We start from the raw sequence: 23,317 nt of genomic DNA on the forward strand, positions 1-23,317 counted from the left end.
TCTTCACATGCCTTTCTGTGTATCGAGTTTGCTGTCGAGAGCGGGGTCGAGGTCGTCGAGCAGATCCTGAGGATCGGTCGGGGTAGGGCGGAAGACGCGGACCCGGTGTCCGCGGACGTATCCGATGAGAGCCAGTGCGGCGAGGGCGCCGAGGGTGCCGAGAGTGAGGGCCGTGAACGGTCCCTGATCGACGCCCCATTCGTCGAGGAAGTTGTACTCCTGTCCGAAGAGCCGATCGAGCGTGCCGGGGAAGATCGCGACCCAGGATCCGAGCAGGATCCAGAGGAAGGCGATGCCGCCGAGGATGGTGAGCCCGACATTGCCGACGGGCACCCGGAAGGGGCGTTCGATGCCGGGATGCTTCCAGCGCAACTTGATGGCCGCGGGAATGATGAGCAAGTAGCTGAGCAGGAACGTCGAGATGGAGATCGAGAGGACGACCCCGAACAGTGCACCGGCGTCACCGCTGAGCTGCATGGCCGCGATGAGGAACACCGTGGCGACGGTCCCGGAGAGGAGGTTGACGTTGACCGGGGTGCCGAGGGTGCGCGAGATCTTGCCGAAGAAGCCTCCGAAGAAGGCGCCGTCGGCCGCGGTCAGTGCCTGCATCCGATCGCTCATGATCATCCACGCCGCGCCTTGAGAGGCGAGGATGATGACGAACATCAGCGCCGCGAGCACGACCATGACCTCGGCAGCGGGGCCGTAGACGGTGAACACCGTCTGCACGGCGTCGAGGAGCCCGCCGATGCCGGTGATCGTCTCGGTCGGCAACACGAGCAGCATGGCGAGGACCGGCAGGAGATAGCAGAGCGCGGAGATGAAACCGGAACGTGCGATGGCGACGGGGATGTCCTTCTTCGGGTTCTTCATTTCGTCCGACGCGCTGTTCGAGGCCTCGAACCCTAGGTAGGAGAAGAGCAGGAGCGGCACAAGCCCGAGGAAGCCGCCGAGGCTGGGACTGAAGTCCGAGAGGTGGAGGGGCTGAACTCCGTGCTGGGCGGCGTAGATGATCGTGGTGAAGAGGAAGAACGCGATGAAGATGACCTTGAGCACGCCGCCGAGCGTGGGCAGCCACTTCGCCTTCGCCAACGACAGAATCGCCGCGATCACCGTGATCCAGATGAAGACGATCTTGAAGATCCAGTCGCCGATCGATCCGGCCTCGAGCGGGCTGATGAACTGGTTCCAGGTGCCGGTGGCGAGGAACGCCATCGAACCGCCGACCCACACTGGCTGAGTGACCCAACTGAGTATCGAGGCGATCGCACCTGCGGGCCGCCCGAAGGCCTGGCGGACCCAGATATAGGCTCCGCCCTCACCGACGAAGGTGCTGCCGGTCTCGGCGAAGACGAGCGCGTAGGGCACGAGGAAGAAGATCGCGAGGACGAGTGTCCAGGTGAAGGTCTCCGCTCCGAATCCCGCGGTCTCGGCGAGGACTTCGATGCTCAATACCGCCGACATGACGATGAGCACGATGTCGAATCGGCCGAGCGATTTCTTCAGATGCTGCTTCTGTTCGTCCGCGTATGCGGTCGTGCGTTCGAGGGAAGACACCATCCACCTCCTTGTGAGTGGGCGTCCGATGGAGTTCTTTGAGTTACACCGTAAAGAATTGCACGAAACACCGGTCGGCAACAGGGGCACGGCCATACCGATCGGCGCTTGCCTAGATCACTTCTGGAGATAATGGGGTTATGGCCCGACCGAAGAATCAGACGAATCGCCGCGCACAGATGGTGCAGGCGGCGAAGGAGGCGATTGCTGCGCGCGGCATCACCGGTCTCCGCGCGATCGATGTCGCCGCGTATTCCGAGCTGGGCGCGGGGTCGGTGGCGTATTACTACCCTGACCTCAGCGAGCTCGTGCGCGAGGTGCACCAGGACGCGGTCTCTCGCTTCTATTGGAGTCGACAGCAGCAGTCGTGCGAAGGCGACGACCCGCGGGTGAAACTGACGAACATGATCCACAGTGGGATCCCAGTCTCACGAGAGGACATCGATTTCCAGGTTCTGGGCGAACTCCATACGCACGCCTATAGAGACGGGTTCCATGCTGAACTCATGGCGGAACTCTTTCGACTCGAGGTCTCGCTCTATCACTCGATCCTCAGTGAGGGGGTTGAAACTGCGGACTTTGCAATGGCTGTGTCGGAGGAGACTGCGGCAAAGAACCTTGTGGCGTTGGAGGACGCTTACGCCCTGCATTTCATGGGAGGAACTCCGCTCGACACGGAGGCGATCTACGAACTGATCGTCGCCAACGCCGAGGCGCTGACGGGGTGCCGCCGCTTGTATTCTTCGACGGCCCGGAGATCACTCGGATGAGCGATTGTCTTCGTTGTTAGTTGGCAGGTGTGCGTAAGCGGTAGTGCCCGGGCTTGGCTCACCGTGATGTTCGTGCTGTTAGGCGCCCTCTGGCATTGCTTCGTCAATCAATAAAATGGGGCAAACGGCTATACTATATTCGCGGGTGGAGTGCGTGGCGCGATCTTTTGTTGAGAAAACTGTTTCGGTATACTTGTTATCTCCGAAAATCAATAAAAGCGCGCGGGTGGCCGTATAGCGTAATACGCGAAAGCATGAATATACCTTAAGTCAAATAGCAAATAGTCTGATTCAGGATTCTACTGTTCGCCGGGGCGTCTTGGAGCGGCAACTGATTCCCGCTGTGCATTGTCAAGGAATCGGGATGGCTGGAAAAGTTTGAGTAGGCTATTCGGTTCTCCGCCCAGAATTTCCTCAGACAGGATTTCGGCTAGCAATGGAGAGAGGACTATTCCGCTGTGTGCGACCGCAGCAAAAATGGCTGAGTTGGGACGGATTCGACCGACAGCGGGTAGGCCATCTGCCGGAATCACGCGATGGCCGACGCGTATGTCTACAACCTGTGTTTCAAGATCGGGGAAAAGTTTCGAGACGCGGGCGGAAAACTCTTCGACCACTGTTTTGCCGGGTTCTTGATGTTGATCCGCGGACGAATCGAGATCAAGGGCTTGCACCAATAGGCGCTCGTCATTTTCTGGTCGGAGATTCAATCTATCGGTCGTGACGAGCCCTTGAACAGGGTGTCCGGGGGCTTCGACACGAGCAAGGTAGCCGTACGCTGAGCCATTGACAACTGCTGGTACCAGCGGAAGTCTTCCACCTGCAGACTCAACTAGGTGCTCACTTCCATTGCCAGCGGCCACTACCGCTACTCGCCCGTTAATGTTACCTTGGCCCGTCACTACAGTGACGCCGTCCGAAGTTTCCCGAACGCTAGTGGCGCGGCACTTATGCATCGAGAATCGCTCGTTCTTAACCAGGCCGTCCAAGAGCGTGCGCGTTCTTGTGACTGGGAAGGCGTGACCCTCTGCCTCGAAGACCGCCGCAATGGCAGAGGCTGGTACTTGAAGCCCTGTCAGTTCCTCTGCCTCGGTTGAATCTATCCACGCGGCGGGGTAGCCAAGCGAGATGAGACGTTCGACCCGCTCGGTCAGGGTCTGTCGGTGTTCTTCATCGTCTGCAAATTCCACATGGCCAGCGAATGTTACCGATTGGGGGTCGTCTTGAGCGATTTCCTGCCATCTGCGCAGACCTTCGACATTCAGTCGGTGGTAAGCAAGAGGATGTTTTCTGTGACTGTTGATCCACCCATAGCTCACCGCTGAAGTGCCACTTGCAGGCTCGTCGAAGTCCAGCAGCTCTACCGTCTGCCCGCGCTTGACGAGCGCATCTGCGAGGCTGACTCCGATAATTCCGGCGCCGATGACAATTACCGACTGCTCTAACTGACTTGTCATGAGTGAGAAATGCCTTCCGAGTCTTTGTTGCTAGTCGTGTTGGATGGTGCTGATTTGGAGCCGGGGTGAGTGAGGCCGACCTTCTCGGCGGTCAGCAGAATGTCTTGGCCCGAGATAGCCGTCCTGAGCTGGTTAAGTCCCTCCATGCGCTCGAGAGCGCGTTCGGGATTCTGGGCTGCTACTGCGTTGACGAGGGCTTGGGAGACGAGTAGCGGAATTGATGCGTCGCTTGCTGAAGACAGTGATGTCGGAGAGGTCGTAATTACATGATCGGCCGTCTCCCGGATCGGCATTCCGATGGCCTCCGTAATGAGTATCACGGTGAGGCCGAGCTTTCGGGCATGCTGGCAAGCGACCGTGATTTCGTCGAATTCCCGAATTGGCGCAAACACGATGAGCACAGTTCCGGGAGCTAACTGGACGAGTTCATCCGCAAGAAGTACGCCGGATGCGCGCGACGAATCGGCAGATAGTCCGACTCTGGAAAGGAAGAAAGCCAGATAGTCCGCGATGAAGCCAGTTGGCGACAGGCCGTAACAGGCGACATGGTCGGAATCTGCGACAGACTGGACGATTGCGTTCCACTCGGTATCACTAATCGTTTCACGAAACTGTTCAACTGCGACAGCGGTGTCGTCGATAACTGTGCGAAGGTGGCTGCCGGCAGTGGTCGAGTGCATCCGCCGATGAATGACAGCTCCCGGGTCGGCTCTGCTGGCCACGAGCGACATCGCCGCCTTCCGGACTTCCTTCATCCCGCGATATCCGAGAGCACGTGCAGCGCGGATCACGCTGGCATCGCTCGTCCCGATCACCTTCGCGATATCTTTCGCACTCGATGTGGCCACCTGATCCGGGTGGCGAGCGAAATACGATGCGATATCCGCCAGTGTGCCGCGTAAGCGCGGCCCCACTCGGGTTGCGCGTTCGAACAAGGTCTCGTCGCTGGTGTCATCTTCAGCCACAGCACTCCTTCTCCTGATCTGGCGTCTACTGCTAGCCGCCGCTGTGCTCAATCGTGCCCGGATGCTTCAAGGAAAGAAAGCGGCGGATCCACGAGACATGACGGAAACACTACACAGCTATATTGGTATGTAGTATAAACGATATTGGAGTCGCCGATGTCGTCGATAAGCTAAGGGGTACAACCATGCATGACCTGGCAGTAGTCGGTCTTGGTGCTCTAGGTACCCATGTCGCTCTTGCAGCTGCACGAAAAGGCCTCGACGTCGTCGGCCTGGATTCAGGGTCTGGAGATCACGAGCATTCAGCAACCGGTGGCCGTACTCGAATATTTCGGTTGGCATACACGTTCGGCACCGACTATGTTCCGGCTCTGCAGCGCTCTCTGACCTTCTGGAACAGCCTCAGCTCCCGCTATCCGGAGACACGTTTCGAGACCGGCGCGTTGATGATCGGGAACGCTGCAGACCCCGAAATAGCGAAGGCTGTGACTGCCGCACAAAGCTGCAATCTGCCTCACGAGCTACTTGATGCCTCCGCCATGTCAACGCGCTGGCCGATGCATCACCTGGTGCCCGGTGATATCGCGCTCTACGATCCTGCTGGCTCCCTACTCATTCCACCAGCAATCACCGCCCGAGTCAGAGCAGATGCCGAAGCGCTCGGAGCAACCCTGCGATTCCATTCTCCAGTCGCTGCTATCAAGGAAAGCTCGCGAGGCAGCATGATCACCTTGGGCAACGGAGAAGAACTCCGTTCCCGCCAGATCGTCGTCACCGCGGGCGCATGGTCCGGTCGTTTTGTTCCAGAGTTCACCAATGCCGTTGAACTTCGCCGCGCAATTCTCCATTGGTTTTCGACACCGAACGATTTCGAATACGGGCCCACACAGTTTCCGGTCGGCCTGCGGCGAACGGGCAACGTGCGCTACTCGTTCTTTCCTCAGGTTGATGCGAACGGAATCAAGGTCAACCTCCATTCTCCGAAGCAAGTGGTGCCGCAGCCGGAGATGCGCGAAATCAACCTTCCCTCCGATTTCGACGAGCTCGTCGATGGCCTCAAGAGGACGCTGACCGGGTTAGGCAGGAGAACGGCCTCCGCCGCCTATGTGGAGAGCTACACACCGGACTACCGGATACTGCTTGGCCGAGTCGCAAATACCAAGAACCGTTGGCTCTTGGCAGGCGGCTCTGGACAAGCGTTCAAACTGGCGCCTGCACTGGCAGAACACCTCGTCGAGCTCATCCAAGGCGAAGTACCGAGCTTGAGTCTTGACGGCGTGATCCGAAGTCCAGGGACACCGGCAGTCGAAGCTGTCCGAGGACCATGACTTCGGCACCGGTCGACTCGCCTCAGTAAGAACCGCTCCACACGATTACCTGTTATCACCAGAAGAGACACAATCGCAGAAATGCGAGAAGAGGAAGTAGAAGAATGCGAGTAGGCGTCGATATCGGCGGCACGTTCACGGACATCACAGCCGTGGATGACCAGGGTGTATTTCACATCGGTAAAATTCCGAGCACACTCGACGACCAGTCCGTGGCGCTGGCCCAGGGAGTCTCGGGCGTCCTCGAACGCAGCGGTGGCCAGGCAGGCGAGGTGGACTACCTCGGCCATGGAACGACAGTTGCGACGAACACTCTGCTCGAGCTGAATGGTTCACCCACCGCTCTTGTCGTCACCCGTGGATTTCGTGATGTCTTAGAGATCGCACGACAGAAGAGACCGAGCCTGTACGACTTGTTCGCTGAGAAGCCTCGCGTCCTTGTTCCGCGCAGCAGGGTCTTTGAGATCGATGAACGGCTGCTCGGGGATGGCACAGAATTACGTCCCGTTCAGTCCGACGACCTCGCGACTTTGCTGGAGAAACTCGCCCAGATCGACGTCACAGCAGTAGCCGTCTGTTTCCTCCACAGCTACCGTGACCCCGCGCACGAAATAGAGGTCGCGGAAGCGATTGCTGAACGCTTCCCCGATCGCTATGTGACTAGGTCGAGCGAAGTCGCACCAGAGTTCCGCGAGTACGAACGACTCTCGACCACAGTCATCAACGCGTTTATCGGGCCTCGCATGGACCGGTACGTTTCGATGCTTGAGAAGCGCACTAATGAACTCGGGGTTCCCGTGCCGCCTAAGATCATCCAGTCAAACGGTGGCATTGTCTCTCCGGACTCAATCGTACGCCGTCCAGTGAGTACCTTGTTGTCTGGGCCGAGCGCTGGGGTGCTGGGTGCTGCTTGGGTCTCTGAGAGATCTGGTTTCACCGAGCTCGTCACTTTCGATATGGGTGGAACCAGCACCGATGTCTGTCTCGTCAGAGACGGTGAGGCCCTCGTGACTGCCGAACGAAGCGTTGACGGATACATTGTCCGTACTCCAAGCGCCAACGTTCACACGGTTGGCGCTGGCGGCGGTTCGATTGCGCAGGTCGACGGTGCGGGTGCGCTGCAGGTCGGGCCACGCAGTGCTGGTGCTCGTCCTGGACCTGCGGCATATGGTCATGGAGGAACTCGTGCGACGGTGACCGACGCGAATATCGTGCTGAGTCGACAAGACCCTGACCAGGTCATCGGAGAAGGACTGCATCTCGATATTGAAGCGGCCGAACGTGTCGTGGAAGAGATCGGGACAGCACTCGCGATCGACGTTGAAGAAGCAGCCCTCGGTGTCATTCGCGTAGCTAACTCCCACATGGCTCGTGCGGTACGCGGAGTCAGCGTCGATAACGGCGATGATCCTAGGGATCTTGCTCTCGTTGCGTATGGCGGTGCTGGGCCACTGCACGCTGTGGAAGTCGCGCGAGAGGTGGGCATGAGAACTGTGATTGTCCCTCCCAACCCCGGCACGTTGTGCGCACTCGGCCTGCTTGTCAGCGAAGTCCGCACAGAGATCCGGCAGTCGAGTCTGCTCGATCTCGGGGACAGTGCTGCCCCATTGCAAGATGTTATCGCTGGGCTTCGCACTTCGGCAGAGGAATGGTTCATTCGCGAAGGAGTCCCCTCCGCGGAACGATCAACTCGCTTCGTCCTTGATATGCGCTATCAGCGGCAAAACTTCGAGCTCCCTGTCGACATCGGCGATGGGGTACTGACGGATACGGATATTCCGTCCATCATCGACCGCTTCCACGAGATCCACCGAAAAACATACGGGTTCGCCCATGCAGGTTCCGGAGTGCGCGTCGTGAACATCACCGTCATTGCGTCTCAGCCCGTCGAGCCTTTGGAACCCACAACGCTACCAACCAGAACGATCGCCGACCGGGACTCCATCATCGCTACACGCGACGTGCGCTTCCCAGAGGGAAAGCTCCCATCCACAATCCACCGTCGTGAACTTCTACGTTCCGGAGACCACATCGACGGCCCAGCCGTCATCGAACAGGAAGACTCAACTACATTGTTGCCACCAGGATCCCACGCACTCGTCGACTCATACGGAACACTCATCGTGGAGGTGGGAAAATGAGCCTCGATCACGACACCCTGACAAAACATCACACCACCAACAGTGCCGATCAAGTCGACCCGATCACCGTCCAAGTCATTGGGAACGCACTTCTCTCCGTTGCCGAAGAAGCAGGCACCGTTCTCAGACGAGCAAGCTACTCGACGAACATCAAAGAGAGAGCGGACTGCTCGACTGCGCTGTTTGACGCAAACGGTCGGCTCATCGCACAAGCTGAACACATCCCCATCCACATGGGTTCGATGGCCGGTGCGGTAGGGCGCCTGAGCGGACGTCTTCCGGGATATGAAAACATCCGCATCGAGTCTGGTGACGTCTTCATCACGAACGACCCCTACGACGGCGGAGGCACTCACCTTCCCGACATCACAATGGTGGCTCCAGTCTTTGTCGAAGACGAGATCGTTGGATGGAGTGCCAACATTGCACACCACTCTGACGTCGGAGGACATGTGCCGGGAAGTAACTCTGGAGACTCGACCAGCCTTTTCATGGAGGGCTTGCGAATTCCATTGGTAAAAGTCGTCAGCCAGGGCGAAGTCATCAACGACGTTCTCTCATTCGTGCTCCTCAACTCGCGGTTGCCTGAGGAGCGTTACGGAGACCTCCTTGCTCAGCAGTCAGCAGCTGCCGTCGGTGCACAGCGCCTCCTCGAACTCCATGCCAAATACGGTACTGGCGTCGTTGCTTCGGCAAGTGCCTCTCTGCTCGACTACGCAGAGAAGCGTCTGGCCCTCGCCGTCGCCGAAGTCCCAGATGGCGTGTACACGGCCACGGACTGGCTCGACGAGGACCGCCCAGGCGATGGCAGGATCCCAATCGTTGCCTCTGTGACGATCGACGGCGAACATATATCCGTCGATTTCACTGGCACCGGCCGGGAAGCAGTCGTCGCAGTCAACGTCGTTCGCAGTGCTCTCGAAGCGACAGTGTTCTACGCGCTCAAGGCGGCACTAGATCCAGGGATACCTGCCAACGGGGGATTCTTTGACGCAGTGAAGATTCACGCCCCCGAAGGCACCATTCTCAACCCCCGTCCGCCTGCCCCGGTCGCAGCGAGGACAGATACCTGCCAGCGAGTTGTCGATGCCGTGTTCGCCGCTCTCGCCCAAGCTCTTCCTGACAGGATCCCTGCCGGGAGCCACTCGACGATTACCTACGTCAATTTCTCGGGTCTCGGTCGCGATTTCTACGTCTATCCAGAGGTAGTGGCCGGCGGCGCCGGCGCGCGTCCGGAAGCGGATGGCCTCGACGCAGTTCAAGTGCATATCACTAACTCATCGAACCTGCCCATCGAATCCCTCGAAAGCGAGTACCCGTTGATGGTCGACGCCTACGAGCTCGTTACCGATTCCGGTGGCGCGGGAGCGCATAGAGGGGGCCTTGCGCTCCGCCGAGACATCCGAATCCTGGGCGACGGTGCGGAATTTTCCGCCCATGCCGACCGTCAGTCCCTCCCTCCAACAGGAATGGCAGGCGGTCACAACGGAACTGCCGGCCGTTTCACCGTCCGCCCCGGCACTACTGAGGAGCAAGTACTCCCGGGTGGACGAGTAAGCGGCGTGGCGCTGGCTCAAGGTGACGTCATGCGAATTCAGAGTCCCGGAGCCGGCGGCTTCGGATCACCCTTGCAACGCCCCGTTGAAAAGGTCCTTATCGATATCGCTGATGGAAGAGTCTCTCGGGAGGCAGCGGCTTCTATCTACGGCGTCATCGTCGATGAATCTGGAAATCTCAACCGCATCAAGACCGAGCAAGCCCGTGCCACTGCAACATCCTCCAGCAAAAACTCGACAGAACATATGCCCACCACTGCTACGGAAGAAAGAAGTGCAGGATCATGAAAAAGAAGCTCACTCTTGCTGCCGCACTCATTGTTGCCCTTTCACTCGGCGGATGCGCTGGCGACCTTAAAGGAGGCGGAGGCGGAGACGACGCCAACTTTCCAACTCACGCCATCGACCTTGTTCTTCCCTTTGGATCAGGTGGAGCCACTGACATCGGCGCGCGCGCGATGGCCGATGCTCTCTCCGGTGATCTCAAGCAACCGATTAATTCCACCAATGAAACTGGGGCGCAGCAAGTCACCGCTGTAGGGAAAGTGCTCAATTCCTCCAGGGATGGCTACACTCTGCTTGCCGATGGAGCAGGCTCATCGTCTATCCAATCACTGTTGCCTGACTTGCCGTTCACCTGGGACGACCGCACATTCATCGCTGATGTCGCAACCGGCGCACACGCCTACGCGGTTGGTAAGAAGAGTGGCATCACTTCCCTCGATGAACTCGAGCAGAAAGCGCAGGACAACCCATCTGGTTTCCATATCGCATGGCTTGGTGGTACCACAACCAGTGACTATGCGACCCTTCAGTTTCTCGATGCTATCGATGTCGATGCTTCGAAAGTAGTGAAGGTGCCATTCGACGGTTCCGGAGATGCTATGCAAGCTGCAGCGGCCGGCGACGTCGACCTGGCGGTAGGCGGATCGAGTGCAATCGCTTCTCTGTACAGTTCCGGAGATCTCGTACCGCTGGCCATTACGACAGAGGACCCAAACTTTCCCGAAATACCACTGACCGCTGATGAAGGATACGACTCACTCAATCTCACCTTCTGGGTTGGGCTCTCCGGGCCTGCGGATTTGCCCGATGGAGTCGTCAATAAACTCAGTGAGTCTCTGAACACGCTTGCCGACAATGGCGAGTTGAATGAGTCCTTCGAGAAGATCGGGATGACCGTCGAAGTGCACACTGGTGAGGAGCTGACAAAGCAGGTAAATGACGAAGCTAAGACATTCGCGGACCTGAAAGAAGCGGTTGAGTGATGTCTACGTTATTAGCTCGTACGGGCTCACTGTTACGGTCACCTGACGGGTGGGGCCACCTTCTGATCGCGCTCTTTGCCCTTGTTGCAGTCGGCAATGGCGGGGTGATCGTCAGTGCTGCTGGAGGCATTGGGGAGAAAGCTGCTGCCGGATGGTTTATTGGAATCATCGGAATTATCCTCCTCGGTCTGGTCGGACTTGGGTTCCGTGAAGATCTCCGCGGTGGGCGCGTATCAGTGATGTCAGAACTTGCCACAACAATCATCGCCGAAGAGGAAGCTGCGGGCCGTGAGGTCGAAGACCACTTCCAAGTCGAGCTCCCACTGCACTCTCCTCGGATAATTGCTCGCCTGCTGTTGCTCAGTGCGGTGTTACTCGTCGGTTGGATGGTAGCAATTCCGTGGATTGGGTTCGGAGCTGCGACCGCAATCTTCTGCCTTCTATTTATGCGCTGGATGAGTCGAACCTCATGGTGGACGACACTCATCACATCCATATCTGTCGGAGCCGGGCTCGCCATTCTCTTCAAGCTTGTCGGAGTCATCCTGCCAACCGGTGCCCTCTGGTACCTGATCTGACCCATTCGAGAGGAACTATCGCATGGATTTACACACCGTCATCAGCGGATTCGCCACAATCCTCACACCAGAGCACCTTCTGGTCGCGTTCCTCGGATGCTTCGCAGGAACGTTCTTCGGAGTGCTGCCTGGCCTCGGCCCAGTGACGGCTATTGCAGTGCTCTTCCCATTGACAACATACTTGGACCCGGTGTCCGGGATCCTCATGCTCGCTGCTGTCTACTATGGCGGAATGTATGGAGGCTCAACGACGGCGATCCTACTCAATATCCCCGGAGAAGTCTCTTCACTTCCCTCCGCGCTGGAGGGCTATCCAATGACGAAACGAGGTCGAGCCGGCGCGGCTTTGGCAACTGCTGCAGTATCCTCGTTTTTTGCTGGGATCGTGGGCACCATCGGAGTTATGATCATCGGCCCTACCATCGCACATTTCGCTTTGGCATTCGGGCCGCCGGAACAGTTTGGTCTCCTGCTCTTCAGCCTCACAGCAATCTCCGGGCTGGTTTCTGGCTCGATTGCTAAGGGGCTAGGAATGGCTGTACTCGGAATCATGCTGTCTTTGATCGGCTACGACGCAATCTCCGGGGCACAGGTATTGACATTTGGCTCATGGACCCTGGCTCAGGGGCTTAACGTTGTTCCGGTCATGATTGGACTGTTCGGCATTGGCGAGATTCTGAAAACTCTGATCCAGAAGAACCCGGTTCCATCTGTAGCACCTGTGGGAAGTCTCCTTCCCAGTCGCGACGAGCGTAGAGCAAGCGTGGGTCCAACCGTGCGTGGAACTGCGCAAGGCTTCTTCCTCGGCCTCATCCCGGGAATGTTGCCTTCTGTGACCTCGTTCCTTAATTACAGTTGGGAACGCAATCGCGCCCAACGCAGGGGGACCTCGAAATTCGGGCGAGGAGCAATCGAGGGAATCGCAGGTCCGGAAGCCGCGAACAACGGTGCCGCCATGGGCGGATTCGTTCCCTTGTTCAGCCTGGGAATCCCCACCGGTCCATCGATGGCACTCATTCTCGCGGCACTTCTCGTTTACGGATTGGTTCCGGGCCCCACGCTTTTCACTGAGAAGGCTGACTTCACGGCGGGCATCATCGCGAGCTTCCTTATCGCTAACGTGATCCTTCTTATTCTCAATCTGCCGTTGGTCGGGCTCTGGGCGAAGATCGCTAAGGTGCCCTTTTCAATAATGGCTCCGATTGTCATCGTCTGCTGCCTTGTTGGAGCTCTTCTCGAGCGCAACAGTATGTTCGACGTCGGAGTTTGCGCACTTTTTGGTTTCCTAGCGTTGCTCTTTGATCGGGCTCAATTGCCGATTGCACCACTGGTCATGGGCTTCATCCTAGGGCCGTCGCTACAGCAATCGATGCGCCAGTCTTTCACCATGTCATCGACCTTCTACTTCGAACGCCCGATCTTCATCCTGTTCGCAGTAGTGAGCCTGGCAACTGTGGCGTGGTCCATCTATCGCGCTGTGCGGTCAAAACGCGACAAACAGCGCCGAGCTGTAGCAGGTTACGTGCAATAGAGGTTTGAGAGAGGCAAATTGTTGGCGACAGCAAGGCCGGGACCGTTCGAGGGAAGATTGGACATGACCGGCGTTCCATGGGTGGTGAGTGCGTCTACCAGTAGAGGTGACCTCACTCCCACTGCAGCCAGGTCGTCTTGAGATCCGTGTAGTTCTCAAGAGCGTGAACGGACAGGTCGCGGCCGAACCCAGACTGTTTGAACCCGCCGAACGGTGTCGTGAAGCCGAGGGCGTCGACGGTGTTGACCGAGACCGTGCCCGCGGTCAGCCGGGAGGACACTCGGTGAGCACGTGACATGCTTCCGGTCCACAGCGCCGCGGCAAGACCGTAGGGAGTCTCATTCGCCTTCGCGATCGCTTCCTCTTCACTGTCGAAGGGAGTGACGAGTGCGACCGGCCCGAACACCTCGTGCTCGTGCAGGCGATGATCGGCCGGCAGGTCGGTGACGATGGTCGGATCGACGAACGTCTTCATTCCATTGATCTCCGGTCGGTTGCCACCCTTGACGATCGTCCCGTCGGCACGAGCCTGCTCGATGCAGTCCCACACCTCGTCGGCGTGCTTCTCGGATACGAGCGACCCGATGGCCGTGGCAGGATCGAGCGGATCACCAGGCTGGTACGAATCGGCAGCGGCCGCGAAAAGGTCGAGGAACTCCTCGTAGACGTCGCGTTCGACGAAGATCCGCGAGGTAGCCGAGCAGACCTCTCCCTGGTTGTAGAAGATCCCGAACGCCGCCTTCTCCGCCGCCGCACCGAGGTCCTCAGTATCGGCGAAGATGAAGTTCGCGCTCTTTCCGCCGGCCTCGAGCGCCAAACGTTTCATATTCGATTCGCCGGCATAGACCTGAAGCTGTTTGGCCACCTGGGTGGACCCGGTGAAGCCGAGCATGTCAACATCCATATGACGACCAAGCGCCTCACCGACGACCGAGCCGCGGCCCGGGACGACGTGGAGGATGCCAGCAGGAACGCCGGCCTCGACGGCGAGTTCGGCGAGGAGCAGGATCGAGTGCGAAGCCTCGACCGGCGGCTTGACGACGAGGGCATTGCCAGCAGCTAACGCCGGCGCGATCTTCCACGTCGCGATTTCGAGAGGGTAGTTCCACGGCACGATGACCCCGATGACGCCCAAGGGCTCGCGCGTGACCAGAGCCGTGGAACCGGTCGGAGTCACCGGGATCTCATCACTGAGCTTCTCGATCGCCTCCCCGTAGAAACGAAAGAGAGCGGCCGCGCCCGGAGCATCGATCGTTGACGACTCGCCAATCGGCTTGCCCATGTCGAGAGTGTCCAACAGCGCGAACTCATCCGAGCGTGCCTCGATGAGGTCGGCAAGACGCAACAGGACTTCACGCCGATGAGTAACTGAAGCACGCGACCAATCGCCGGCGTCGAATGCGGCGCGAGCGCTCGCCACCGCAGCGTCGACGTCGCTGCCGTCAGCGAGGTGTAACTGAGAAATCACCTCACCGGTGGCGGGATTGGTCTTCGCATGAGTCTGGCCTGAACGGGCGTCGACCCGGTGCCCGTCGATAAAGGGCCGGCCGTCGATGGTCAGTGCGGCTGCGGCAGCACGCCAGTCAGCGAGTGTGCTCGGTCGAGTGGTGGTATCCGTCAGAGTAGCGGTCATTGGAGCTCTCCTTCGAAGAGTGTCGGATGCGGATGGTCAGTGGTCGTTGAACGGACTGGAGTCCGGCGACGCGGCTCAGTCAGCTGCCGTGGTCGGTGGTGCTGTCTGCGCTGAAACGTCCTCGAGGTCGTCGGCCATGAGCAGGTCGATGCCGCGGGTCTCCGGCAGAGAGGCGACGGTGACGATGCCGATGATGCCGACCGCAGCGAGGAACCATCCGGGGCTGAGAGTGCTGCCGGTGGCGTCGATGAGCCACGTGAGAATGTAGGGCGCGGTGCCGGCGAAGAGCGCCGCCGTCAGCGCGTACGCGATCGACAGGCCGGTCTGCCTGGTCCGAGTCGGGAAGAGCTCGACCACGGTGGCAGCGTGCGTGCCGAGGATGATCGCCAGGATGAAGGCAAGGCCGAACGTCGAGACGAATGATGCCCATGGGTAGTCGGCACCCATGAGGATGAACAGCGGAACGGAGAGGACCGTGAGAGCGATCGCCGCGGTCATGAGCACGGGTTTGCGGCCGAATCGATCTGATGCGATCCCGGCCAAGGGGACGATGACGAGTCCCAACGCAGAGGCCAGTGTAGAGAGCAGCGCGGCGCGACCGGGATCGATGCCGACCGCCGTCTCTTGGTAGGTGAGCAGGTAGACCAGAACGACGTAGAAGGTGACGTTCATGAACGTCTCCATTCCGCACGTCTGCAGGAACTGCTTGGGATTGCGCTTGAAGACCTCGCGCAACGGTGTCTCCGAGACCGTCTCCATCTTCTGCAGAGCCTCGAACTCAGGGGTGTCCTCGATCTTGCGTCGAATGTAGAGGCCGATCAGTCCCAGGGGAACCGTGATGAGGAAAGGAATCCGCCAGCCCCAGGCAAGGACCTGGTCCGGGGTCAGCGCCTGGTTGAGGAGGAAGACGACGAAGCTCGCCAGCAGGAACCCGAGGAGGGACCCGAATTCCAGCCAACTGCAGCCGAAGCCACGGCGTTTCCGGGGTGAGAATTCGCCGAGGAAGGCCGCAGCGCTGCCGAATTCTCCGCCGGCCGCGAGGCCCTGGACGATCCGGGTGAGGATGAGCAGGATCGGAGCGATCACTCCGATGGTCGAGTAGGTCGGGAGTACGCCGAGCACGAGTGTCGACAACGCCATGGCGAGGATGACCAGGGACAGCGTGTGCTTGCGTCCGAATTTGTCGCCGAGGCGGCCGAAGATGATCGCGCCGATCGGCCGGACGAGGAACGAGACGGCGAAGACCGCGAAGGTGGCGAGGAGCCCCGCGGTGCTGTCCTCCTCTGGGAAGAAGATCGCGGCGATGGTGGTGGCCATATACGCATAGACCGCCCAGTCGAACCAGTGGACCAGGACGCCGATGGATCCGGCGACCACGCTTTTCTGCAGTCCCTTCTTGTACGCCAGTCCTTCGGCGTTCGGAGTGTCACCCGACATGCCAATTCCTCCTTTGGAATCGTGGTCGTGCCGGCGCGGCGGTTCCGCGCCGAAACAGTCGTCGTTCAGGTTCGTTGAGTGCGCAGGTCGACCGCGGTCCAAGCCAGTGCGGTGGCCCCGTCGATGAGAGTGCGTTCGGCCTGCGGACCGATGCACGATTCGGCAAAGGCGGCCTGATGGTTGCTCGCCTCTCCGCCGACGCCGATGTAGGGGTGAATGGCATCGACGATCTGAGAGACATTGCCCATGTCGGTCGATGCCCGGTTCATCGTCGCGGCGATCGGATCGACATCGAAGTCCCTCCCCAGCGCCACGGCGTTCGAACGGTAGTAGTCGAGCGCGGACTCATCGGTGCGCATCTCGGCATACCGCTTGCTCTCCGGCGTGATCGAAAGCTCTGCACCGGTAGCCAAGGCTCCGGCCTCGAAGCAGTTGATGACCTTCTGCTCGAGTGTGAGTAGCTCTTCAGTCGTTTCGGCACGGACGTACCAGCGGCCTTCGGTCTTTTCCGGAATGGCATTGGGGGCCTCGCCCCCGTTCGTCATCACACCGTGCACCCGAGCGGTCTTCGGCAGCTGCTGACGCAGCAGACCCAGCGCCACCTGCGCGATGAGGAAGGCGTCGTTGGCATTGATGCCACGTTCCGGGTAGGCCGCCGCGTGTGCGGCCCGGCCCGTGTACTCCACATGCCAGTGGGTGACGGCGAAGGGCTCGGCCTCGGCGACGTCGACGGGAGCGGGATGGGCCATGAGAGCGAAGTCGAGTTCCGTGAAGGCGCCGCGGTCGAGCAGTTCGATCTTGCCCCCACCGCCCTCTTCGGCCGGGGTGCCGATGACCTCGACGGTGATGCCGAGATCCGCGGCCGCCTCGGCGAGGCCGATCGCCCCGCCGACGCTCATCGCGGCGATGAGGTTGTGGCCGCAGGCGTGGCCGAGACCGGGCAGAGCATCGTATTCGGCAAGGAAGCCGATGGTGAGCTCACCCGATCCGAACGTGGCGCGAAACGCGGTGTCGAGTCCGAGGTACGGTTGCTCGACGGTGAAGCCGTGCTCGGCCAATACCTCAGCGACGGCGGCCGAGGAGCGGAACTCCTGCCAACCGAGCTCCGGATCGTCGTGGAGAGAATTCGACAGTGCGATGAGCCGCGGTGCCGTCTCGGCGACCCGGGCGGCGATGCGGTGCTTGAGTTCGCTGGTCATCGATCGTCCCCGGGCACGCCGTAGGACGGTGAGGCAGCCGGGTTCAGGCCGCGGGTGATGTAGTCGTCGCGCTGCGGCATCCAGATGTCGAGGAGGCGGCCCAGCTGCCCGATGGGATCCTCATCGGCCCAGTCGACGCGCAGATCCGTGACCCGCCAGCCGGAGCCGTTGACCACGGACAGGCCCGCCGAATGGACGGGACCGGCCTCCCCGCCGGCGGCCATGGCTGCTTCGAAGGCCGCGAAGAGGCGCTCCTCGAGTCGTCCGTTGGCCGACAGTGCGGTCTCGACGAAGGCGTCGAGAACTGTCAGGTCGGCGAGCATATTGCCTCCGGCCACGGCGTTGGTCTCGGTGCGGGCACCGAAGATGCCGAGGGCCTGCGCGCCCGAGTGTGCGGCGGTGTTGCCGGCCGCGTCGATGACGAGCAGCTGCCGAAAGTCGATCGCGGTCGGATCGGCAGCGGCGACGACGGCGTCGAGAGCCGCCTGCGCATTCTTGCCCGAAGCCATCTCATCGATGATCGCCGGACCGAGGCGAGGGTCGGTGATGTTCTGGGAGTTCACCCCGCCGATGCCGTCGGCCAGGCTGATACAGCGGGCGGCGACGGCCGGTGAGGACGAGGAGATCGCGGAGCCGAACTCCCCGGTCTCGGGATCGTGGAGGAGGAGCGAGAAGGTCACTGGGCCACCTCGGTCCGTCCCGCCTCGGCGGTGTCGCTGATGACGGCGGTGGCGTCGATCTCGACGAGCCATTCGGGGCGCGCCAGGGCCTGGACGACGATGCCCGTCGAGACAGGGAAGACGCCCTTCAGCCACTTGCCCATGGTCCGGTAGACGTCCTCACGGTAGCGGGGGTCGATGATGTAGACGGTGACCTTGACGATGTCGGCGAGCCTGCTGCCGGCCTCCTCGAGGAGCATCGCGATATTCGCCATCGCCTTCTCCGCCTGCGCGGTGACATCGCCGATGCCCACCGACTCCCGGGTCTCGAGGTCCTGACCGATCTGTCCGCGCAGGTAGACGACACCGCCTGCGACCACAGCCTGGCAGAGATCGTTGTCGAGATTCTGCTCCGGATAGGTGTCCTTGGTGTTGAACATTCTCAGTCGTGTGTGCGTCGGCTCTGCCATGGCGGCGTCTCCTCGTCGAGTCAAGCGGTCGTTGTCTGCCACCCATTCTCGAGACATTCCATTCATCTGTGAAATAGTTATAATTTAGTCAGAGCATCTACAAAACAGATTCTTCATCGCAGGGAGCCGCAATGGTGCAGAGATTCGCGATCACGCTCACCCAGCTGTCCTACTTCGCCGAATGCGCGAAGACGCTCAATATGACCGAGGCCAGCCAGGAGCTGCACATCGCCCAGTCGGCTGTGTCGACGGCGATCAACCAGCTGGAGAAGGCCCTCGGTGCTCCGCTGTTCGTGCGTCAGCACTCGAAGGGCCTCGTGCTGACCTCGGCCGGTGAGAGCCTGCTCCATGAGACCCGAGAGATCTTCGGGCGGATCAACGACGCCGTCGACTCGATCCAGGCCGGCCAGCGTGAGGTGCGCGGAACCATCGTCATCGCCTGCTTCCAGACGATCGCACCGTTTCTGCTGCCGCAGCTGCTCCAGCGATTGGGCGAGCGTCACCCCGACCTGACCGTCGAGGTCGTCGAGGGAGACCATGAGGAGAGCATCGACGCCCTGCGCAGCGGTCGGGTCGAACTCGCGCTCAACTACGACCTCACCGAATCCGACGGCATCCGCGCCGAGATCGTCGGCGAGGCCCGGCCGCACGTCATCGTCGGCACCGACCATCGTCTGGCGCGTCGGAAGAAGGTCTCGCTGAGCGAGCTCGCCGAGGATGATTTCGTCGTCCTCGACCTGCCCGACAGCCGCGAGTACTTCCTCAACATGCTGCGCCTGGCCGGCATCACCCCGCATGTGCGTTACCGGAGCTCGAGCTACGAGACCGTGCGCTCGATGGTCGCCATGGGCCTCGGGTTCTCCATCCTCAACCAGCGACCGCGCATCCGGCAGACCTACACGGGGGAGCGGACGACGATCCTCGAGATCTCTGATCCCGTCCCCACCCTGCACGTGGCCGTGTCCACCCTGGCTCGATCCGGCCGGACGGCGAAGGCCGCTGCCGTGTCTGACGTCGTCCGCGAGATCCTCGCCGAGGTGGCCCCCGAGTCAGGCTGAGAGCATGTCCGTTAGATACCCCTAAGTGATCGACAAACGAGTACTGCATCTATTCATAAGATGCAGTGGACCGTGAAGAACTATTGGCATTGCCGCTTCCACCTGCGGTTTGCTGGAAGGCGTCAGGGCAACATCGAAGTTGTGCCCGCCAGCAACGAAGCACATGCCGCCGCAGCGCGGCACCGACGGAAGGGTGTCCATGTCGAACACAGCCGCAGAAACCACCGAGGTCGTCGTCATCGGCGGCGGCCAGGCCGGTATCGCGATGAGCGAGCATCTCAGCGAGCGGGGAGTGGCCCATATCGTCCTCGAACGCGACCGCGTCGCCGAGGCCTGGCGCTCCCGCCGGTGGGACTCCCTCGTCGCCAACGGACCCGCCTGGCACGATCGCTTTCCCACACAGGAGTTCGCGGACACCGATCCCGACGGCTTCGCCACGAAGGGACAGGTCGCCGACTACTTCCAGACCCTCGTCGAGGCCAAGGGCCTGCCGGTGCGCACCGGGGTCAGCGCCACCTCGGTGACGGAGAACGCGGGCTCCCGCGGATTCCGCGTGACCACCGACTCCGGAGTCATCGACGCCGACTACGTCGTCGCCGCCACGGGCCCGTTCCAGACCCCGCGGATCCCTGAGATCGTCCCCGCCGAGGCGGGACTGACGCAGTTCCACTCGAACGACTACAAGAACCCCGAACAGCTCGACGACGGCGGCGTCCTCGTCGTCGGCGCCGGGTCGTCCGGCGTGCAGATCGCCGCCGAGATCCAGCGGTCGGGCCGACCGGTCCACCTCGCCGTCGGTCCCCATGACCGTCCGCCGCGCGCCTACCGCAGCCGCGATTTCTGCTGGTGGCTCGGCGTGCTGGGCAAATGGGACATGGCCACACCGCCGGCCGGAGCCGAGCATGTCACGATCGCCGTCAGCGGAGCGCAGGGCGGGCACACCGTCGACTTCCGCGACCTCGCGAACTCCGGCATCACCCTGCTCGGCCGAGCGAACTCCTATGCCGACGGCGTCCTGCACATCGGTGACGACCTGCAGCGGAACATCGCCCGCGGCGACGAGAACTACCTGTCGCTGCTGCGTGAGGCCGATGAGTACATCGAACGCAACGGCCTCGACCTGCCGCCTGAGCCCGAGGCGCACGTCCTCGGACCGGACCCGGACAGCGTCAGCGACCCGATCCGCGAACTCGACCTTGCCGCAGCGGGGATCCGCACCGTGATCTGGGCGACCGGCTTCGGCGTCGACTACTCCTGGCTGGGCGTCGACGGCGTCCTCGACGAAAGCGGATACCCAGTGCAGAAGCGCGGGGTCAGCCCTGTCCCGGGCATGTATTTCCTCGGGCTGCCCTGGCTGTCCCGACGCGGGTCGAGCTTCATCTGGGGAGTGTGGCACGACGCGAAGTACCTCGCCGACCAGATCGGCATTCAGAGGATGTATCGCGACTACTCGCCGGTTCACGCAGACGACTTCGCCGAGGCCGTGTCATGAGGGCGATCGCCCCTTCGGTCCGCGGACGGAATGTGAGAGTCTGAAGACACTATGACTGAGTCGACTTCATCCTCACCGCAGACCGCTTCGATTCCTCTGACCGCGCAGAACCCGCAGGCCACTCCCACCCGCACCGAGACCGACTCGATCGGCAGCCTCGAGATCCCCGATACCGCGTATTGGGGCGTGCACACGGCTCGCGCGAACGAGAACTTCCCGATCACCCGCCGCCCGATCAACGTCTACCCCGACTTCATCCGCGCCTTCGCCTGCGTCAAGCAGGCCGCGGCCCGGGCCAACGCAGAGATCGGTGCCCTCGACGAACAGCGCGCCAACCTCATCGACTCCGCGTGCGAGGAGATCAAGGCCGGCCGACTCCACGACCAGTTCACCGTCGGCGTCGTCCAGGGCGGGGCCGGAACCTCGACGAACATGAACGCCAACGAGGTCATCACCAACCGGGCTCTCGAGATCGGCGGCCACCCCAAGGGTGACTACACGTTCCTCAACCCGAACGACCACACGAACCACAGCCAGTCGACGAACGACACCTACCCGACGGCGATCAAGATCGCGTTGGCGTTCTCACTGCAGAATCTGCTGCAGGAGCTCACGTTGCTCGCCGATGCGTTCGCGGCCAAGGGGCGCGAGTTCGCGCACATCGTCAAGGTCGGCCGCACCCAGCTTCAGGACGCGGTGCCGATGACTCTCGGCCAGGAGTTCACAGCGTTCGCGACAACGCTGCGTGAGGATGTGCAGCGGCTCGAGGAGGCAGTCGCTCTCCTCGGCGAGGTGAACATGGGTGCGACGGCGATCGGCACGTCGATCAACGCGCCCGTCGGGTACAAGGAATCGGTCATCAAGCACCTGCGCGAGATCACCGGACTCGACCTCGTCACGGCCGGCGACCTCGTCGAATCGACCTCGGACACGGGTGTCTTCATCACCTTCTCCGGGGCGCTCAAGCGCAGCGCTCTCAAGCTGTCGAAGATCGCCAATGACCTGCGCCTGCTGTCCTCGGGACCTCAGGCCGGCCTCGGCGAGATCAACCTGCCCGCCCGTCAGGCCGGTTCATCGATCATGCCCGGCAAGGTCAATCCCGTCATCCCCGAGGCGGTCTCGCAGGTCGCGTACTCCGTGGCCGGGGCAGACGTCACCGTGTCGATGGCCGTCGAGGCCGGGCAGCTGCAGCTCAACGCGTTCGAGCCGATCGTCGCTCATTCCCTGTTCCAGTCGATCACGTGGCTCGAACGTGCCTGCCAGACCTTCCGCGTCAACTGCGTCACCGGGATCACCGCCAACGAGGATCGGCTCGAGGACATCGTCGACCGCTCGGTCACCGTCATCACCGCGCTCGCCCCGGTCATCGGGTATGCGTCCGCGGCGAAGCTGGCCAAGGAGGCGCTGGCACGGAACGAATCGGTCTCCGACCTCGTCGTCGAACACGGACTGCTCGAGCGTGATCAGCTCGGGGAGATTCTCAGCCCCGAGCGGCTGACCGGGATGCCCGCCGATGACAGCGTGGACAATTCCGCAGGCAGCGCCGAGGCGGTTCCCCGGGATGAGATGACCGGTGCACTCGACGAGGTGCCGGTTCAGGGGGAGTGACCCTCAGCCCTCCGCGCCGGACCGCCGGCGTGCCAGTGCGGTGATGACGATCGGCAGGACCGTGATGGCGACGATGCCGAGCGCGATGAGCTCGACATGGTCGGCCACCCACGGGATCGACCCGAACAGTGCCCCGCCGAGGCCGAACAGCGCCGCCCAGAACACTGCGCTCACGGCGTTCCACGTTGAGAACTTCGACCGCGGCATATGCCCCGAGGCGGCGGCCGGGGCGATGAACGTGCGCACGATCGGCACGAACCGACCCAGCACGAGTGAAAGGCTGCCCCACTTTGCGAAGAACTGGGCCGCCTCGTCGAGGTATTTCGTCTTCAGCACCCGGGCATCGTCGCGGAACAGACGCGGGCCGAGCCTGCGTCCGATCGCATAGCCGACCTCGCCGCCGGCCCACGCGGCGACCGCGGCAATGGCCGCGATGAGCATCCAGTTGATGTGGATCGCCCCGGCGACGATCGCCGCCGCGAACACGAGGCTGTCGCCGGGCAAGAATGGGAAGAGCAGGCCGTTCTCCACGAACACGATGAGCGCGACCGCCACGAGCGCGAGCGGGCCCAGGGAGATGAGGATGCTGGTGATGTCCATATCTCCATCA

19 protein-coding genes are annotated in these 23,317 nt (G+C 61.3%); 10 read left to right on the top strand and 9 right to left on the bottom strand.

What is annotated here, in order from left to right:
• Window positions 1-3: 3 nt before the first annotated feature.
• The gene (locus tag GUY23_RS01795) at window positions 4-1,560 is read right to left on the bottom strand and encodes an APC family permease (protein ID WP_166969192.1); all 1,557 of its coding nucleotides are present in this window, start codon (window positions 1,558-1,560) and stop codon (window positions 4-6) included.
• Window positions 1,561-1,697: 137 nt separating this feature from the next.
• Here GUY23_RS01795 and GUY23_RS01800 point away from each other — a divergent pair, with 137 nt between their 5' ends.
• Window positions 1,698-2,327, top strand: a complete 630-nt coding sequence (locus GUY23_RS01800) for a TetR/AcrR family transcriptional regulator (protein WP_166969194.1) — start codon at window positions 1,698-1,700, stop codon at window positions 2,325-2,327.
• 299 nt (window positions 2,328-2,626) lie between these two features.
• On the opposite strand, the gene GUY23_RS01805 is transcribed toward GUY23_RS01800, so the two are convergent.
• Window positions 2,627-3,784, bottom strand: a complete 1,158-nt coding sequence (locus GUY23_RS01805; RefSeq protein WP_166969196.1) for an NAD(P)/FAD-dependent oxidoreductase — start codon at window positions 3,782-3,784, stop codon at window positions 2,627-2,629.
• Window positions 3,781-4,749, bottom strand: coding sequence for a MurR/RpiR family transcriptional regulator (locus tag GUY23_RS01810; RefSeq protein WP_166969198.1), 969 nt, complete (start codon window positions 4,747-4,749; stop codon window positions 3,781-3,783). Before GUY23_RS01810 ends, GUY23_RS01805 begins: the two co-directional genes overlap by 4 nt.
• 185 nt (window positions 4,750-4,934) lie before the next feature.
• Between GUY23_RS01810 and GUY23_RS01815 the strand changes: the two genes are divergently transcribed.
• The 6 genes from GUY23_RS01815 (at window position 4,935) to GUY23_RS01840 (ending at window position 13,151) form a co-directional block, all read left to right on the top strand.
• Complete coding sequence (locus GUY23_RS01815) at window positions 4,935-6,077, top strand: FAD-dependent oxidoreductase (protein ID WP_166969200.1); 1,143 nt, start codon at window positions 4,935-4,937, stop codon at window positions 6,075-6,077.
• 104 nt (window positions 6,078-6,181) lie between these two features.
• On the top strand, window positions 6,182-8,218 hold the full coding sequence (locus GUY23_RS01820; RefSeq protein WP_166969202.1) for a hydantoinase/oxoprolinase family protein: 2,037 nt from the start codon (window positions 6,182-6,184) through the stop codon (window positions 8,216-8,218).
• Window positions 8,215-10,062, top strand: coding sequence for a hydantoinase B/oxoprolinase family protein (locus GUY23_RS01825; RefSeq protein ID WP_166969204.1), 1,848 nt, complete (start codon window positions 8,215-8,217; stop codon window positions 10,060-10,062). The genes GUY23_RS01820 and GUY23_RS01825 overlap by 4 nt, the downstream gene beginning before the upstream one ends.
• Window positions 10,059-11,042 carry a tripartite tricarboxylate transporter substrate binding protein gene (locus GUY23_RS01830; RefSeq protein ID WP_166969206.1) on the top strand — a complete coding sequence of 328 codons (984 nt, stop codon included), beginning with the start codon at window positions 10,059-10,061 and terminating at the stop codon, window positions 11,040-11,042. The genes GUY23_RS01825 and GUY23_RS01830 overlap by 4 nt, the downstream gene beginning before the upstream one ends.
• Window positions 11,042-11,620, top strand: coding sequence for a tripartite tricarboxylate transporter TctB family protein (locus tag GUY23_RS01835; RefSeq protein ID WP_407647394.1), 579 nt, complete (start codon window positions 11,042-11,044; stop codon window positions 11,618-11,620). Before GUY23_RS01830 ends, GUY23_RS01835 begins: the two co-directional genes overlap by 1 nt.
• A gap of 22 nt (window positions 11,621-11,642) precedes the next feature.
• A complete protein-coding gene (locus GUY23_RS01840) occupies window positions 11,643-13,151 on the top strand; it encodes a tripartite tricarboxylate transporter permease (RefSeq protein ID WP_166969210.1) in 1,509 nt (502 codons plus the stop codon).
• Window positions 13,152-13,263: 112 nt separating this feature from the next.
• Here GUY23_RS01840 and GUY23_RS01845 read toward each other — a convergent pair whose 3' ends face one another.
• The 5 genes from GUY23_RS01845 to GUY23_RS01865 all read right to left on the bottom strand — a co-directional run bounded on the left by GUY23_RS01845 (window position 13,264) and on the right by GUY23_RS01865 (window position 18,549).
• Complete coding sequence (locus tag GUY23_RS01845; protein WP_166969212.1) at window positions 13,264-14,784, bottom strand: aldehyde dehydrogenase family protein; 1,521 nt, start codon at window positions 14,782-14,784, stop codon at window positions 13,264-13,266.
• Window positions 14,785-14,859: 75 nt separating this feature from the next.
• Window positions 14,860-16,221, bottom strand: a complete 1,362-nt coding sequence (locus GUY23_RS01850) for an MFS transporter (protein ID WP_166969214.1) — start codon at window positions 16,219-16,221, stop codon at window positions 14,860-14,862.
• Window positions 16,222-16,286: 65 nt separating this feature from the next.
• Window positions 16,287-17,420 carry a M20 family metallopeptidase gene (locus GUY23_RS01855; protein ID WP_166969216.1) on the bottom strand — a complete coding sequence of 378 codons (1,134 nt, stop codon included), beginning with the start codon at window positions 17,418-17,420 and terminating at the stop codon, window positions 16,287-16,289.
• The gene (locus tag GUY23_RS01860; protein ID WP_166969219.1) at window positions 17,417-18,100 is read right to left on the bottom strand and encodes a DUF1028 domain-containing protein; all 684 of its coding nucleotides are present in this window, start codon (window positions 18,098-18,100) and stop codon (window positions 17,417-17,419) included. The genes GUY23_RS01855 and GUY23_RS01860 overlap by 4 nt, the downstream gene beginning before the upstream one ends.
• Window positions 18,097-18,549, bottom strand: coding sequence for a RidA family protein (locus GUY23_RS01865; protein ID WP_166969221.1), 453 nt, complete (start codon window positions 18,547-18,549; stop codon window positions 18,097-18,099). Before GUY23_RS01865 ends, GUY23_RS01860 begins: the two co-directional genes overlap by 4 nt.
• Before the next feature lie 131 nt (window positions 18,550-18,680).
• Between GUY23_RS01865 and GUY23_RS01870 the strand changes: the two genes are divergently transcribed.
• The 3 genes from GUY23_RS01870 (at window position 18,681) to GUY23_RS01880 (ending at window position 22,707) form a co-directional block, all read left to right on the top strand.
• Window positions 18,681-19,607: a LysR substrate-binding domain-containing protein gene (locus GUY23_RS01870; RefSeq protein WP_166969223.1), complete on the top strand. Its 927-nt coding sequence runs from the start codon at window positions 18,681-18,683 to the stop codon at window positions 19,605-19,607.
• Between the two features lie 199 nt (window positions 19,608-19,806).
• On the top strand, window positions 19,807-21,099 hold the full coding sequence (locus tag GUY23_RS01875) for a flavin-containing monooxygenase (RefSeq protein WP_166969225.1): 1,293 nt from the start codon (window positions 19,807-19,809) through the stop codon (window positions 21,097-21,099).
• A gap of 51 nt (window positions 21,100-21,150) precedes the next feature.
• A complete protein-coding gene (locus GUY23_RS01880; RefSeq protein ID WP_166969227.1) occupies window positions 21,151-22,707 on the top strand; it encodes an aspartate ammonia-lyase in 1,557 nt (518 codons plus the stop codon).
• A gap of 3 nt (window positions 22,708-22,710) precedes the next feature.
• Here the strand turns inward: GUY23_RS01880 and GUY23_RS01885 are convergent, their stop codons facing one another.
• Window positions 22,711-23,307: a DedA family protein gene (locus GUY23_RS01885; RefSeq protein ID WP_228282655.1), complete on the bottom strand. Its 597-nt coding sequence runs from the start codon at window positions 23,305-23,307 to the stop codon at window positions 22,711-22,713.
• Window positions 23,308-23,317: the final 10 nt, after the last annotated feature.

The sequence above is a fragment of the Brevibacterium atlanticum genome (assembly GCF_011617245.1).
GTDB lineage: Bacteria > Actinomycetota > Actinomycetes > Actinomycetales > Brevibacteriaceae > Brevibacterium > Brevibacterium atlanticum.

Coding starts and splice junctions, on each gene's coding strand:
- GUY23_RS01850 (WP_166969214.1), bottom strand. CDS start 16,221: ATGTCGGGTGACACTCCGAACGCCGAAGGACTGGCGTACAAGAAGGGA.
- GUY23_RS01845 (WP_166969212.1), bottom strand. CDS start 14,784: ATGACCGCTACTCTGACGGATACCACCACTCGACCGAGCACACTCGCT.
- GUY23_RS01870 (WP_166969223.1), top strand. CDS start 18,681: ATGGTGCAGAGATTCGCGATCACGCTCACCCAGCTGTCCTACTTCGCC.
- GUY23_RS01825 (WP_166969204.1), top strand. CDS start 8,215: ATGAGCCTCGATCACGACACCCTGACAAAACATCACACCACCAACAGT.
- GUY23_RS01865 (WP_166969221.1), bottom strand. CDS start 18,549: ATGGCAGAGCCGACGCACACACGACTGAGAATGTTCAACACCAAGGAC.
- GUY23_RS01800 (WP_166969194.1), top strand. CDS start 1,698: ATGGCCCGACCGAAGAATCAGACGAATCGCCGCGCACAGATGGTGCAG.
- GUY23_RS01820 (WP_166969202.1), top strand. CDS start 6,182: ATGCGAGTAGGCGTCGATATCGGCGGCACGTTCACGGACATCACAGCC.
- GUY23_RS01885 (WP_228282655.1), bottom strand. CDS start 23,307: ATGGACATCACCAGCATCCTCATCTCCCTGGGCCCGCTCGCGCTCGTG.
- GUY23_RS01855 (WP_166969216.1), bottom strand. CDS start 17,420: ATGACCAGCGAACTCAAGCACCGCATCGCCGCCCGGGTCGCCGAGACG.
- GUY23_RS01880 (WP_166969227.1), top strand. CDS start 21,151: ATGACTGAGTCGACTTCATCCTCACCGCAGACCGCTTCGATTCCTCTG.
- GUY23_RS01830 (WP_166969206.1), top strand. CDS start 10,059: ATGAAAAAGAAGCTCACTCTTGCTGCCGCACTCATTGTTGCCCTTTCA.
- GUY23_RS01840 (WP_166969210.1), top strand. CDS start 11,643: ATGGATTTACACACCGTCATCAGCGGATTCGCCACAATCCTCACACCA.
- GUY23_RS01815 (WP_166969200.1), top strand. CDS start 4,935: ATGCATGACCTGGCAGTAGTCGGTCTTGGTGCTCTAGGTACCCATGTC.
- GUY23_RS01805 (WP_166969196.1), bottom strand. CDS start 3,784: ATGACAAGTCAGTTAGAGCAGTCGGTAATTGTCATCGGCGCCGGAATT.
- GUY23_RS01875 (WP_166969225.1), top strand. CDS start 19,807: ATGTCGAACACAGCCGCAGAAACCACCGAGGTCGTCGTCATCGGCGGC.
- GUY23_RS01835 (WP_407647394.1), top strand. CDS start 11,042: ATGTCTACGTTATTAGCTCGTACGGGCTCACTGTTACGGTCACCTGAC.
- GUY23_RS01795 (WP_166969192.1), bottom strand. CDS start 1,560: ATGGTGTCTTCCCTCGAACGCACGACCGCATACGCGGACGAACAGAAG.